This is a genomic window from Actinomycetota bacterium, from assembly GCA_030684515.1.
Taxonomy (GTDB): domain Bacteria; phylum Actinomycetota; class Actinomycetes; order S36-B12; family S36-B12; genus UBA11398.
In genome coordinates this window covers 456,630-470,298 of record JAUXVJ010000009.1, presented here as the reverse complement: position 1 = coordinate 470,298, position 13,669 = coordinate 456,630, and the positions used below count along the sequence as shown (strand labels likewise).

The following is a 13,669-nucleotide window of genomic DNA, read 5'->3' as shown; positions in this document are numbered from 1 at the left end:
TCACCCTTCGTCTTGGTAGGAAGCGCCAGTTCGCGAGACCTTGCGAGTGCGCAGTGTGCCATCGCTTTCCAGGTTGGTCACCAGTCGAAGACGCCAGTGCTCATCGTCGATCAAGGGATAGTCCTCACGCCAATGCGAGCCACGTGTCTCAGTGCGCAGGGCCGCATGATGGGTGACAACTGAGGCCAAGGTGTGAATGTTGGTCGTCTCCCAATCCTCGGTACTGGGACGACCCTCCTGTGACGAGGCAAGCACTGTGAGCTCTTTGCTGGCCAGTTCGAGCGAGTGCTCGCTTCGCAATACACCAACATGGCTGTCCATCGTCTTCTGCACACGGCGGCGCGCCTGATGTGCAAGCAGCCGCTGCCCGCCGCGCTCGGGCAGGATCGGATCGCGCACTACGCCGGGGTGCACAGCCATCCGCGCGCCGATGCGACCGGCGAAGACCAGGCCTTCAAGCAGAGAATTTGAGGCAAGCCGGTTGGCACCATGGACTCCGGTGCAGGCGACTTCGCCACAGGCATACAGACCCGGGATCGATGTGCGGCCGTGCAGATCTGTGAGCACTCCGCCGGAGACATAGTGCTGAGCTGGACCAACGGGAATGAGATCAGTGACCGGGTCGATCCCGCGCGATCGACATGACTCCAAAATCGTGGGAAAGCGACGCACCCAGGTATCCGCCCCGAGAGCACGACCGTCGAGCCAGACATGATCAGTGCCGGATTCGCGGATGCGACGCATGATCGCCTTGGCCACAACGTCGCGGGGTGCCAGATCAGCCATCTCGTGCACCTTGGACATGAAGCGATCACCAGCTGCATCAATGAGGAAGGCGCCTTCGCCGCGCACGGCCTCCGACACCAGCGGTTGCTGCCCTTGCGCGAATGGTCCAAGCCACATCACCGTGGGATGGAACTGCACGAATTCGACATCGGCTATGTCCGCACCCGCGCGCAGCGCAAGGCCCACGCCATCGCCAGTTGACACGTACGGATTGGTCGTCTGCCGGAAGACCTGACCAAATCCTCCCGTGGCCAGGACGACTTGCGGAGCAAGGGCCGCGCCCACGCCGTCGCGTTGTCCTTGACCCATCACGTGCAAGGTGATGCCTTGAGTTGCCCCTGAGGCATCGGTGATCAGGTCAAGCGCCAGTGCATTCTCAACAAGCTCGATGCCAGGATCACGTGCAACGGCCTGTACCAGCGCTCGCGAGATCTCAGCACCAGTCGCATCGCCACCGGCATGGGCAATCCGATCTCGATGGTGCCCGCCTTCGCGCGAAAGGGAGATTGCGCCTCCGGGGTCGGTATCAAAGCGAGCTCCGAGCCGCATGAGTCCCCGCACTGCGCCTGGACCCTCGGTGACAAGCACACGGACTGCTTCTTCGTCGCAGAGACCCACTCCAGCAACCAAGGTGTCCTCGAGGTGCTCGGCCGGCGAATCGTCATCGGCCAAAGCCGCTGCAATCCCCCCTTGCGCCCATTGGGTGGATCCTTCATTCACGGTCGCCTTGGTCACCAAGAGCACTGAGAGCCCGGCTCGGCGAGCATGCAATGCCGTAGTCAGACCTGCGATGCCAGAGCCCACGACGATCACGTCGGCACTCACTGTCCAACCCGGCTGTGCCGCAGTGAGTTGGATGGGCAGAATGCTCACGCACTGCCACCGATGACGCACGGCATGTTGTCGATCAAACGAACGACTCCAATGTTGGCTGCAACGAGCACGCGACCTTCGCCAACGGTGGCGGGGCCCAGTTCGGGGTTGGTGATGACCAGGTAGTCGAGATTGATCTCCGGATGCAAGGCAAGGACGGCATGGCCTGCACGTTCACCTGCCCGCGCTCCGTCTTGGGCTGCCACTTCAGCCGCAACCGCGATGGCTCGGGACAGCGCAACGGCCGTGGTGCGCTCCTGCTTGGTGAGGAATCGATTACGACTGCTTCTGGCCAGGCCGTCCTCCTCACGAACAGTCGGCACTCCCACAACTCTGATCGAGAAGCACAGCGAGTTCACCATCGAGGTGATGAGCGCGAGCTGCTGGTAGTCCTTCTGCCCGAAGAAGGCGACGTCTGGTTCAGTGAGGTGCAGGAACTTGGCAACCACGGTGAGCATCCCCTGAAAATGACCAGGGCGCGACTTGCCTTCAAGAATCGATCCCAGCGATCCCGGATGGACCATTACCTGCTCGTGGAGATGTGCCAGATCTGTGGTGCCGTACACCTCTTCGACTGCCGGTGCATACACAAGATCAGCGCCGGCCACGCCCGCGAGGTCCAGATCGTGCTCCAAAGTGCGCGGATAGCGAGCAAAGTCCTCGGCTTCGCCAAACTGGGTCGGATTCACAAAATCCGTCACGATGACACAGCCTCCGCGTCCCACCTCTTGCCGGGCGCAGTGGATCAATTCGGCATGACCTTCATGCAAGGCGCCCATCGTCATCACCACTGCAACCGGACTCAGCGTTCCGCGTGCGGCCTTGAGTTCTGCGTGCGTTGACACCAATCGCGCCGTCATGACGATTCGCCTTGCGAATTCAGCACTTCAAGCAAAGGCCCGGCAAGACCTGCCGACAGCAGTCCCGCGGCAACTGCGCGATCTGCCGTCACGCGAGCGAGCGCACGGTAGGCATCCTGCGCCGTGCTGGATTCGGCCCCAATGACCTCAAGGTGCGCGGCCACCGAACCTGCATCTCCACGAGCCACGGGTCCGGTCAACGCCTGATCACCAAGTCGAAGGGCGTTATCCAGACTGGCTCCCAACAACGGGCCCAGTACTCGCTGCGGACGCTCAATGCCAGCATGTTCGAGCAGTTCAGTGCTTTGGGCAACAAGCGTGATCAGGAAGTTCGAGCCGAAGGCGAGCGCTGCGTGGTACAGCGGCCGACTGCCTTCAGGCACCCAGATTGGCTCGCCACCCATTTCAATGACCAATGCCTCCGCTGCAGTTCTCAACGCCTCCGGAGCCGTCACTCCGAAGGGGCAATCAGCCAGGCGAGTGAGATCCATGCTGGTTCCGGTGAAGGACATCACCGGATGAATGGCCAATGGCAAGGCCCCGTCGCGCGTGACTGCATCCAGCGCTGCGATGCCGTAGCGGCCGCTCAAATGCATCCAGAATTGCCCAGGCGTGACCACTCCGGCGTTTGCCAAACCTTGTACGAGTCCAATCAAGGCATCGTCAGGCACCGCAACGAGCACTAGGTCAACTGTGGCAGCGACCTCTGCCAGATCAACAATGGGCGTAGTCGGCAGCAGCGCTTCCGCGCGCAGTCGCGAAAGATCCGAAACCGCTGAAGCCGCGATCACCAGGTGTCCGGCGCGCTGCAAGGCGGCGGCGATGACTGATCCGGCTCGACCAGTGCCAATTACGCCAACGCGAAGTCGGGGAGGAGCCGTCACGCTCACGAGCGTAGACGCTAGCGACTGGGTGTAGGCAAGGCCTTGCCTGAGAAGATGGGACGTGAGCTCGCGCGAAGTCCTCGTCTCCTTTGGGATGGCACGGCACCTGCCATCAGACTTGTACGTGGACCTGGGCATATTGCACCCCACACAACATGCTGCGCTGCAGATCAATCTCCAATTGGACGGCGAGATCATCACGGCCGCTGACCCGCAAATCGGCTTCATGCACCGCAGCGATGAAAAGCTCTTTGAATCTCTCGACTACCGCCAACTGCTGATGCTGGCCAGTCGACACGATTGGGTCAATGCCTTCCATGCCGAGTTGAATATTGCTCTGCTGCTTGAGGAAGCGATGGGCATCATCCCTCCAGAGCGAGCGAGCTGGTCGCGAATGCTGCTTGCCGAACTCGACCGGGTTACCACGAGTCTGCTCATGCTCGGCGCAGCGGGCGGTGGACTGATGCCGGCAATCCAGGCCAGAGAGCGCCTCATGCACCTGCACGAGCAGTTGACGGGAACTCGGCTGCACCCGATGTTCGTGCGAATCGGCGGCATTGCGCACGAAATATCGCCGGCTTGGCTGGACTCTCTTGAACTCGAACTCGACTCGCTGCGAGCCATCGTGCCGAACATGCGTGCGCATGCTGAGAGTGCGTTCGCGCACTTGGCTGGCGTTGGCATCATCACCGCCGAGCAAGTCAACCAATTCGGACTCTCCGGGATCGCAGCGCGAGCAGGGGGCATGCCCATTGACCTTCGAATTGAGCGGCCCTATCTGTCCTACTCACACATCAATGTGCCGCTGCAGCTCGGAAAGGTCAGCGATATTCCAAGCCGCTTGTCCCTGTTGGCTGAGCAGCTCGAATCCAGCCTGACGATCATCAGAGCTGCCACGACTTGGTTGCGGGTAGCCGGAGCCGGAGCCGTCAATACGCCGCTGCCGAAGGTTGTTCGGGTTCCTGAAGGGACGACCTACTTGGCGATCGAGGGACCCCTTGGCGTCCTTGGTGGACTGTTGGACAGCGCCGGAGACCGGACTCCATGGCGATTGAAGCTGCGCACGCCTTCGTTTGCGATGGTGCAATCCCTCACTGAGACGCTGATCGGACTTCCGCTGGAACATCTGGCCGTGATGCTGCAGTCGTGCACATTCGTGATCGGCGACGCAGACCGCTGACACTGCTATGCAACGTCAGACCTGACCCGTGGCCACCATCAGTGCATTGATGAGGTACGCGGTGACCATCACTAGAACAGGAACCGCCACCACCAATCGCGCTACCCGCAATTCGTGCTGCACATCCTGCTTGATCGCGCCCATCGCATACCTCCCTGGCGATTCCGCCAAGGCTTGGACGCGCGGGGTGGCAATTTGGTGCCATCGACTCTTGAGGGGTCCTGCGTCAGCGAACTACCGCTCGCCGTGCTCCCGCAGGTAGGTAGCGAATCGAGCCCGAAGCAAGGCCTCCGTGGTGGGGTCCAGCGGGTTGTCCCCGAACATCTCGCGGACAGCGCGGACGGTCTCGATGAAGGTGCCACCCACTGCACCTAGGTCTCCGCCCTCACCCTCGATCGCGGCCATGCTCGGCATATGCCCAAAGAGATCCGTGAAGAATCCGAGGTCGACATGCTTCTCCGCGCGACGGAAGGCACGCTGCCGCAATTCTTCGAAGGGCAGGTCCTCAAGCTCAGGCTCAGTGCTCATGCGCTGACCCTACCGAGGCCAGCATTATTGCCATCCCCGTCCGTTGGCAATCGGCAGATGTGCTCGAGCCAGAGCGCAGCGGCAGCCAAGGCGAGGGCACCCGCAGCAGACGCAAGGCTGATCCAAAGAGTGTCCGAGCCGGCCTGCGTAGCGCGTGAGGGAATGGTCCCGATGCAGATACCTGCGTAGAAACCCGCGACCAGCGAGCCGGTGCGAGAACCCGCCATGGCCAAAGCCGCTGTTCGGGCCGCGATCAGTGGCGCCATGCGTCGATGACCTGGCTTGCGCTTCAGGCGCGGACGCGCCAGTAGGGTCCAGACGAACAGGGCGATCGCCAGAAACCACAGGGTGACAGCAGCGAGCCACGGGACGGGCACCACTCGACCGGAGTGCCGCTCTACGAGCACCGCGATCGCCCAGCCGATCGAACCAGCCAGGACTCCCAATGCCAGCAGAAGGCGTACGCGCGTCGGGGTCATGACTGCACCTGCAACTCCAGAGGAGGATCAAGAAGTTGCACGCCCGAGGTGTCTACCTGATCAACGAGTTCGCGCACTGGCACGCCAAGGAGCTCAGCATCGGGATCTGCGTCCAGCCAAGGAACCAGTACGAAGCCGCGCTCTGAGGCGCGTGGGTGCGGCAGAGTCAGGCGAGGGTCCGATGACACCAGAGAGTCGAACACGATGATGTCAATGTCCAAAGTGCGCGGTCCCCAGCGGACCTCTCGAGTGCGATGCCACTGCTCCTCTATGGCATTGACGCGCTGGAGCAATTGCATCGGAGTCAGTGTGGTCTGGATCAGCACCACTGCGTTGACGTATGTCGGCTGCTGCGGACCGCCAACAGGCTCGGTGGCGAACACCGCTGAACTGCAGTTCACAGTGATACCCGCTGTTGAGACAAGTGCATCGACTGCCCCTTGCAGGGCCGCAATGGCATCCCCCAAGTTGGCACCAAGCCCGAGCACCGCTGAACTCACGGGCGCAGAATTCTCAACGCGACATTCTCAAAGGGAACTGGGATGGGTGCTTGCGGCTTGTGCACGGTGACTTCAACCTGCTCCACACCCGGGATCTTCAGGATGTCCGCGGCAATCTGTTCAGCCAGAGTCTCAATGAGCGACACTGGCTCGCCAACGATGCGATCAAACACCACCTGCGAAACCGCACCGTAATCGACGGTGTTCTTGAGGTCATCAGTGCTCGCCGCAGTGCTTGCTTCGAGGAAGACTGTGATGTCGACAGCAAACTCCTGTCCGTCACGACGTTCGTAGTCGAAGACACCGTGAAAACCGATGCCGCGAATCCCTGTGATGACAATCTGATCTCTGCTCATAGTCTGCTGCTCATCCTCTTCCCCGTTTCCACGCCTCACCAACGCGCACGGCATCCGCACTTCCGGGCACATCGTGCACTCGAACAGCCCATACCCCAGCCGCAGCAGCGAGCGCAGAGATCGCATCCGTCGCAACATCGCGTTGATCAACTGGCCGCGCACTCCCATCTGGGGCTGCGAGCAGCCCGCCAAGGAATCTCTTGCGCGAAGCGCCGAGCAAGACGGGAAAGCCGAGCTCGATGAAATTCTTCAGCGAATGCAAGAGGGCCCAGTTGTGATCAGCCTCCTTGGCAAAGCCAAGCCCGGGATCCAGGACAATCGCCTCACGCTCAATCCCAGCTTCAAGCGCTGCAAAGACTCGAGTTTGAAGTTCGCCTCGCACCTCGTCAACAACATTGTCGTAATGCGACTGCGACTGCATGGTGGTGCTGTGTCCTCGCCAATGCATGACGACATAGGGAACACCAAGACTGGCAACCGTGCCGTACATATCAGGATCAGCGAGCCCACCGCTGACGTCATTGATCAGAAAAGCACCTTCGGCCACTGCAGCAACAGCAGTGGTGGCTCGCATAGTGTCGATGCTTGTTGGCACGCCTGCTGCCTTCAATCCGCTCACAACGGCAAGCACTCGATGCTCTTCCTCGCTGGCCGCAACGCGCTCTGCTCCCGGTCGCGTGGACTCACCACCAACATCGACGAAATCGGCTCCCGAAGCCTGCAGGGCAATGCCGTGCTCGATTGCCGCCTGCGCATTGCGATAGCGGCCGCCATCAGAAAAGGAATCGGGCGTGACGTTGAGGACACCAACGATCAAGGTGCGGTCGATGCCGAGCAACGCCGCAGGCAACCCTGCCGGGTGCCGGGTGCTCATCGGCCTTGGATCAGCGCCATTGCCTCGGCGCGCGAGGTCGAATCCCGCAGCGAGCCCCGTACTGCGCTGGTAAGAGTCTTGGAGCCTGGCTTGCGCACGCCACGCATCGACATGCACAGGTGCTCAGCCTCGATCACGACGATGGCACCGCGAGGCTCAAGGATGCGCATCAAGGCATCAGCGATCTGCGTGGTCAAGCGCTCTTGCACCTGGGGGCGCTTGGCATAGACATCAACCAGGCGAGCCAACTTGGAAAGCCCAGTGATGCGGCCGTTCTCGTTGGGGATGTAGCCGATGTGTGCCCGCCCATGGAAGGGAACCAGGTGATGCTCGCAGGTGCTGTACATCTCGATATCGCGCACGATCACCATCTCGTCATGACCGATGTCGAACATGGTGGTGAGCACATCTTCGGCTGTCATGTGCAAGCCCGCGAAGATCTCCCGGTATGAGCGAGCAACTCGAGCTGGGGTGTCCTTCAAGCCCTCGCGTGAGGGGTCCTCACCAACAGCGATGAGCAGCGCGTGAATGGCGCGCTCAACACCCTCAGCATCAAATGCACCGACAGCGGTGTTCGGGTCGATGCTCACTGGATTGATGCTCATTGCACCTCATCTGTCGCGTTGTGCCCATTGGATGAGGGCGAGACTCGTGTAATTGGCCCACGGAAATCCGGTTGCCGACGAGCTGAGCCTGTCCAGGCTGGGCGGGGCTCCTGCAACTGCAGGGTCGCAAAGACCTCATCGATCTGGCTGCGATCCAGAGTCTCCTTTTCAAGCAATTCGGTGACGAGCGCATCCAGGACATCTCGATTGGCGACCAAGATGTCGTACGCCTCTTGGTGCGCGAGTTCAATGAAGGTTCGCACTTCTTCGTCAATTGCACTGGCGATGTCCTCGGAGTAGTCGCGCACATGCCCCATGTCGCGACCCAGGAACACTTCCTGGTTCTGCTGGCCGTATTGAATTGCACCGAGGCGTTCGGTCATGCCGTATTGGGTGACCATTGCCCGGGCAACCGCCGTTGCACGCTCAATGTCATTTGAGGCACCAGTGGTCGGATCGTGGAAGATCAATTCTTCTGCGGCACGCCCACCGAGCATGTACGCGAGCTGGTTCTGCATCTCGCTGCGGGTAGTTGAGTACTTGTCCTGTTCAGGCAGCACCATCGTGTAACCCAGTGCGCGACCACGCGGCAGGATCGTGATCTTGTGCACGGGGTCATTGCCCGGCAGCGCTCCGGCAACAATCGCGTGTCCGGCTTCGTGATAGGCCGTGATGCTCTTCTCGAGATCGTCCATCACTCGGGTTCGCTTCTGCGGACCGGCGATGACTCGATCAATCGCCTCGTCGAGAGCGAAGTCATCGACGCGTGTCTTGCCAAGACGAGCAGTGAGCAATGCGGCCTCGTTCAGTACATTGGCGAGATCGGCGCCTGTGAAGCCAGGTGAGCGACGAGCAACGGCCATCAGATCGACTTCGTCGGCCATCGGCTTGCCCTTGGCGTGAACCTCAAGGATGGCGAAGCGGCCCAACAGGTCGGGACGATCAACTGCAATCTGACGATCGAAACGACCGGGGCGAAGCAACGCAGGGTCAAGAATGTCCGGACGGTTGGTCGCCGCAATCAGGATGACGCCACCGGTGACATCGAATCCATCCATCTCCACGAGCATCTGGTTGAGGGTCTGCTCACGTTCGTCATGTCCGCCGCCAAGACCTGCGCCGCGATGACGACCGACCGCATCGATCTCGTCGATGAAGATGATGGAAGGCGCGTTTGCCTTCGCTTGTTCAAAGAGGTCACGAACGCGGCTGGCACCAACACCAACGAACATCTCCACGAAGTCAGATCCAGAGATGGAGAAGAAGGGCACGGCTGCTTCGCCGGCAACTGCGCGCGCAAGCAGGGTCTTGCCTGTTCCGGGAGGGCCGTACAGGAGCACGCCTTTGGGGATCTTGGCACCCACGGCGTGGAACTTGGTCGGGTCGGCAAGGAACTCCTTGATCTCCTGCAGCTCCTCGACGGCTTCATCGGCGCCAGCAACATCGGCAAAGGTGGTCTGCGGCATGTCCTTGTTGACCAGTTTGGCCTTGGACTTGCCGAAGTTCATGACGCGATTGCCGCCGCCTTGCATCTGGCTCATGAAGAAGAAGAGCAGGAAGACGACGATGGCAATCGGCAGCAAGGAGAACAGGAGCGTGAGCAGCAGATTCTCACTCGGCACAACGACGTTGTAGCCGCCCGGGATCTGGCCCGCATCAACCTTGGACTGCAGCAGTTCCTGCAGATTCACACCCTGCCCGGCGATATATGACGTACGAACCTTGGAACCGTCCTTCAAGGTCAGTTCCAACAGTTGATCGCGATCAGTCAGGGTCGCAGTGTCGACTCTGTTGGCGTTGATATCCGAGACGGCTGCGCTGGTATCGACCTGCTCAGGTGTTCCGAGGCCAGAAAGGAGGCTGGACCCGATCAATACGAACGTCACAGCGATCGCAACCCAGAAGATGGGGCCACGAATTATGCGCTTGAAGTCCATCATCTGACGGTACTACGAGGAGAGCAGGCCACCCACCAGCGGAGTACGGCTTTCGCCCTCAGCGATCAAGATCCATAGACATGTGGAGCCAAAGTGCCCACACATCGCAAATTGCGGAATTTCTGGGCGTAGTCAAGTCCGTATCCGACAACAAATTCATTGGGGATGTCGAAGCCCACATACTTCGGGAGCACCTGAACCTTCAGGGCATCGGGCTTGCGCAGGAGCGAGAACACTTCAACTGAGGCAGTGCCTCGTGAGCCCAGGTTCTTGATGAGCCAGGAGAGCGTCAGACCAGAGTCAAGGATGTCCTCCACGATCAGCACATTGCGACCAGCGATGTCCCCGTCGAGGTCTTTCATGATGCGCACGACACCACTGGATTTGGTTCCGGATCCGTACGAAGAGATGGCCATCCAGTCCATGTCAGTGCTGCGGCGAAGAGCGCGCGCAAGATCAGCCATGATCATGACCGCGCCTTTCAGCACCCCGACCAGCAGCAGATCCCTGTCCTTATAGTCAGCCTCGATCTGCTCGGCAAGTTCAGCGATGCGTGCATGGATTTGTTCTTCACTCACCAGTACATGGGCAAGATCGGCGCCGATATCTTCAGGTAGCAACGGGGTCTCCTGCGTCGAGGACGGTGATGAGGACCAGCCTCCCATACTCTCGACGGGCGCTGACCCGCCCAGGCAGGCTCACTGCTCCCTGCCCATGCCAGTTGTCCACCAAGGCATCCACGGCGAGCACCTGTGCCCGGGTCACATCCTCGGGAACTGCACCCAGATCTATGCACATACGCCGAATGATGCGGGTGCGGATCGCCACTGGGAGTTGCGCGAACTCAAGGATGTCGATTTCCAGGCGGTCATCCGAAAAGACAACGAGATCCACAAATGCAGCCTGGGCCCACGCATCGAGAGCATCTGCGTCATCTGCGGCAAGCTCAGCACTGCGTGCGAGGCCGGTGGCCAGCCCAGGGCCCAGCGCGCTCTGCAATTGATCCAGAGCGGTGCGCAAACGGACTCGAGCGAAGCGCTCCTCATCGTTATGGGGATCCTCCCAAGCCTTCAGGCCCAAGGCTTCACACTCCTGTTTCGCGCTGGCCCGCACGAGCTCTCGGGACAGATGCAGCAGCGGCCGCCGCAGCAGTCCGGCCACTGGACGCATGGCAGCAATCGAGCGAGTGCCTGAGCCTCGCGCCAAGCGAAGCAACACCGTCTCAGCCTGATCATCACGTGTGTGGCCAAGCAGCACGGCCACCGCCTGCATCTTGACCGCTACGGCATTGAGCGCCTCATAGCGAGCAGTGCGAGCCGCGGCCTCCGGGCCGCCATCCGAACCCACATCGACTCGAGCAATCACCACTGGATCCAGATCAAATGCAATGCAGGCTTCCTGCGCTGCATGAGCAACCTGATGCGAGCTCTCCTGCAATTGGTGGTCCACAACAACTGCGCCAACGGTCAGTCCAAGGGACCTACCGACAAATGCTGCGGCTGCGGCAAGCGCAAGAGAGTCTGGCCCTCCCGAGCAGGCAACCAGCACTACTGATCCCCGCTGTAGATCACGGAGTCCGAGTTGAACTGCCTTGCGCACCTCCAGAGTCGAGGTCGAAGCCCAATGTCGATCGTCCACGGTCACAGCTTCACGCGCCCATGCTCACGGCTTCACCTCGGTACAACCACACGCCCTCAATTTTGTAGCAATCTGATCGACCACTGTGCGCGCGGCACCAATCGATGGCACGTCATTTGCCATGACTGCGAATACCAGCACTCGCCCATCGATATCGGGCACGATTCCGGCCAGAGTCACGACATCGTTCAGAGTGCCGGTCTTTGCACGAACAAAGCCGGCCGCATCGGATTGACGTGCCGACGTGAACCGATCGGACAGAGTTCCGGTGAATCCAGCAATTGCCAGACTCGGCGCAATTCCGCCGAAGGATCCTTGGGCAGACAGCATCAAGATGCTGCCAAGGGTCTGCGCTGCAACTCGATCTCGACTGGACAGGCCACTGCCATCTGACAGGGCGATCCCCTGGGTTGGCAGCCCAAGCTCGGTCGCTGTCTTGGTCATTGCTTGGGCTCCGCTCTTGAAGCTGCCGACGCCAGTGAGTTTTGCGCCCGAAAGATGCGCCAAGGCTTCAGCGAGATCGTTGTCGGAGTCCGTCAGCATGTGATGCACCAATTGCTGAACAGGAGCCGATTCAACTCGAGCGATTTCAATGGCATCCGCCGCTGCCTTGCCTTCAATGACAGAGCCGACCTTGACTCCACGAGCTCGCAGCATTTTGGCGAAAGCCCGTGCTGCGTATTGCGCCGGATTGCTGACTCGAGAATTGCCGCGGGGATTAGCTCGCCCCTGGTCCATCATCAATGCCTGAACCGGAGCCACCACCCCAGCAGCGGGAAATGAGCGCGACCAACCTGCGCCAAGAGTGCGTCCTGTAAACAGCGAGATGTCGTAGACCAGATTCACGGATGCGCCCGGCAGTGCTTTCGCCGTTTTATCGGCCAAGGTGGCCAAGGAGGCGCCGGCGCCCTGTGAAGGCAAGGTCGCGTCTCCGCCACCCACCAAGGTCACCGTTGATCCCTCACTCACGACGCGGGTGGCAAGTCGCGTCGATGAACCCAGTGCGCGAAGGGCGGTGGCTGCGGTGAGCAGCTTCAGGGTCGAGGCCGGAGACAACGCGGTCTGGGCCCGGGACTCCAGCAAAGTGGCGCCGCTCGCCGGATCTGCCACCCAGAGAGCAGATGTGCCAAGAGCTGGCCTGCTCAGAAGTGGGGTGAGCACCGACGAGAGGCCAGCCGTTGTAGGGATCGGAGCAGTGCTTCCGGCTACTGGCAGTGCGGGTAACACTGGGGAAGTTGAAGCATCTGCAGTCGCTGGCGCTTGAGCGCTGAGCCCACAGGTCAGGAGCAAGATCGCCAAAATGAGCGGAAGGCGCACTCGGTGTGTCACCTCTCACCTCCTTGGCGGTCGGCATCACTCATGTCGATAGGGAACACTAGGCGACTATGGAACCCTTGATATTCGACGTCACGATTGAAATCCCAGCCGGTAGCAGAAACAAGTACGAGGTCGACCACGAGACCGGCCGAATTCGCCTCGATCGGATGCTGTTCACCTCAACTCGCTACCCACATGACTATGGATTCATTGAGGACACCCTTGGTCAAGACGGAGACCCACTCGATGCGCTCGTCATGACTCAGGAGCCCACCTTTCCTGGTGTCGTGATTCGATGCCGCGCAGTTGGCATGTTCCGCATGACCGATGAAGCTGGTGGCGACGACAAGGTGCTGTGCATTCCCTCTGGTGACCCACGCCTGGAGCACTTGCGCGACATCCATCACATCGCGGAATTCGACCGTCTGGAGATCCAGCACTTCTTCGAGGTCTACAAGGACCTTGAGCCTGGCAAGAGCGTTGAAGGCGCATCATGGGAAGGCCGCCACGAGGCTGAGGACGAGATTCGTGCCTCCCAGAAGCGCTACGTGCCGAACCCGAACCACAAGCGCTGATCTGCACGGACAAGACGAGGGGCCCGCCATTCTGGCGGGCCCCTCGTCTTCAGTGACGCTTCACTAGTGGGCATCCTTTCGGCGGAATAGGCGGCTGAGCGATGATCGGACAGATCATGATCAAAGTGAAGACCAGTGGGGCGCGCGCATCTGGGATGCTTCCACCGTGGCCGCGATGGATGTGCTCCATTAAGGCACGAGAAGCGCGGCAAGAATGTGAAGGCGATCGGCGTGCTCGCCGAACGCGTAGGTCTCAGCATCCGGGCAGTGCGCTACT

16 protein-coding genes are annotated in these 13,669 nt (G+C 60.6%); 2 read left to right on the top strand and 14 right to left on the bottom strand.

The features are described from left to right. Genes Q8M73_04155 through Q8M73_04145 form a run of 3 tightly spaced genes read right to left on the bottom strand, consistent with a single transcriptional unit; the run spans position 1 to position 3,409 of the window. Entirely contained in the window at positions 1-1,659 is a 1,659-nt protein-coding gene (locus Q8M73_04155; GenBank protein ID MDP2287742.1) for an L-aspartate oxidase, read from the bottom strand. Next, positions 1,656-2,519, bottom strand: coding sequence for a pantoate--beta-alanine ligase (gene panC, locus Q8M73_04150; GenBank protein ID MDP2287741.1), 864 nt, complete (start codon positions 2,517-2,519; stop codon positions 1,656-1,658). Before panC ends, Q8M73_04155 begins: the two co-directional genes overlap by 4 nt. Beyond that, entirely contained in the window at positions 2,516-3,409 is an 894-nt protein-coding gene (locus Q8M73_04145; GenBank protein ID MDP2287740.1) for a DUF2520 domain-containing protein, read from the bottom strand. The genes panC and Q8M73_04145 overlap by 4 nt, the downstream gene beginning before the upstream one ends. Positions 3,410-3,464: 55 nt before the next feature. Here Q8M73_04145 and Q8M73_04140 point away from each other — a divergent pair, with 55 nt between their 5' ends. Then, a complete protein-coding gene (locus Q8M73_04140) occupies positions 3,465-4,583 on the top strand; it encodes an NADH-quinone oxidoreductase subunit D (GenBank protein MDP2287739.1) in 1,119 nt (372 codons plus the stop codon). Positions 4,584-4,598: 15 nt separating this feature from the next. Here Q8M73_04140 and Q8M73_04135 read toward each other — a convergent pair whose 3' ends face one another. The 11 genes from Q8M73_04135 to dacB all read right to left on the bottom strand — a co-directional run bounded on the left by Q8M73_04135 (position 4,599) and on the right by dacB (position 12,829). Continuing rightward, positions 4,599-4,727, bottom strand: a complete 129-nt coding sequence (locus Q8M73_04135) for a hypothetical protein (GenBank protein MDP2287738.1) — start codon at positions 4,725-4,727, stop codon at positions 4,599-4,601. A 90-nt stretch (positions 4,728-4,817) separates the two neighbouring features. Continuing rightward, on the bottom strand, positions 4,818-5,111 hold the full coding sequence (locus Q8M73_04130; protein MDP2287737.1) for a hypothetical protein: 294 nt from the start codon (positions 5,109-5,111) through the stop codon (positions 4,818-4,820). After that, on the bottom strand, positions 5,108-5,590 hold the full coding sequence (locus Q8M73_04125) for a DUF3180 domain-containing protein (GenBank protein ID MDP2287736.1): 483 nt from the start codon (positions 5,588-5,590) through the stop codon (positions 5,108-5,110). The genes Q8M73_04130 and Q8M73_04125 overlap by 4 nt, the downstream gene beginning before the upstream one ends. After that, complete coding sequence (gene folK / locus Q8M73_04120) at positions 5,587-6,090, bottom strand: 2-amino-4-hydroxy-6-hydroxymethyldihydropteridine diphosphokinase (GenBank protein MDP2287735.1); 504 nt, start codon at positions 6,088-6,090, stop codon at positions 5,587-5,589. The genes Q8M73_04125 and folK overlap by 4 nt, the downstream gene beginning before the upstream one ends. Beyond that, entirely contained in the window at positions 6,087-6,446 is a 360-nt protein-coding gene (gene folB / locus Q8M73_04115; GenBank protein ID MDP2287734.1) for a dihydroneopterin aldolase, read from the bottom strand. The genes folK and folB overlap by 4 nt, the downstream gene beginning before the upstream one ends. A gap of 10 nt (positions 6,447-6,456) precedes the next feature. Then, positions 6,457-7,320, bottom strand: coding sequence for a dihydropteroate synthase (gene folP / locus Q8M73_04110; protein ID MDP2287733.1), 864 nt, complete (start codon positions 7,318-7,320; stop codon positions 6,457-6,459). Next, the gene (folE, locus tag Q8M73_04105; protein MDP2287732.1) at positions 7,317-7,925 is read right to left on the bottom strand and encodes a GTP cyclohydrolase I FolE; all 609 of its coding nucleotides are present in this window, start codon (positions 7,923-7,925) and stop codon (positions 7,317-7,319) included. The genes folP and folE overlap by 4 nt, the downstream gene beginning before the upstream one ends. Further along, complete coding sequence (ftsH, locus tag Q8M73_04100; GenBank protein ID MDP2287731.1) at positions 7,922-9,862, bottom strand: ATP-dependent zinc metalloprotease FtsH; 1,941 nt, start codon at positions 9,860-9,862, stop codon at positions 7,922-7,924. The genes folE and ftsH overlap by 4 nt, the downstream gene beginning before the upstream one ends. 65 nt (positions 9,863-9,927) lie before the next feature. Then, positions 9,928-10,482 carry a hypoxanthine phosphoribosyltransferase gene (gene hpt, locus Q8M73_04095; protein ID MDP2287730.1) on the bottom strand — a complete coding sequence of 185 codons (555 nt, stop codon included), beginning with the start codon at positions 10,480-10,482 and terminating at the stop codon, positions 9,928-9,930. Next, a complete protein-coding gene (gene tilS / locus Q8M73_04090) occupies positions 10,472-11,500 on the bottom strand; it encodes a tRNA lysidine(34) synthetase TilS (protein ID MDP2287729.1) in 1,029 nt (342 codons plus the stop codon). Before tilS ends, hpt begins: the two co-directional genes overlap by 11 nt. A 24-nt stretch (positions 11,501-11,524) precedes the next feature. Continuing rightward, the gene (dacB, locus tag Q8M73_04085) at positions 11,525-12,829 is read right to left on the bottom strand and encodes a D-alanyl-D-alanine carboxypeptidase/D-alanyl-D-alanine-endopeptidase (GenBank protein ID MDP2287728.1); all 1,305 of its coding nucleotides are present in this window, start codon (positions 12,827-12,829) and stop codon (positions 11,525-11,527) included. Positions 12,830-12,894: 65 nt separating this feature from the next. Here dacB and Q8M73_04080 point away from each other — a divergent pair, with 65 nt between their 5' ends. Beyond that, complete coding sequence (locus Q8M73_04080; GenBank protein ID MDP2287727.1) at positions 12,895-13,392, top strand: inorganic diphosphatase; 498 nt, start codon at positions 12,895-12,897, stop codon at positions 13,390-13,392. Positions 13,393-13,669 lie beyond the last annotated feature (277 nt).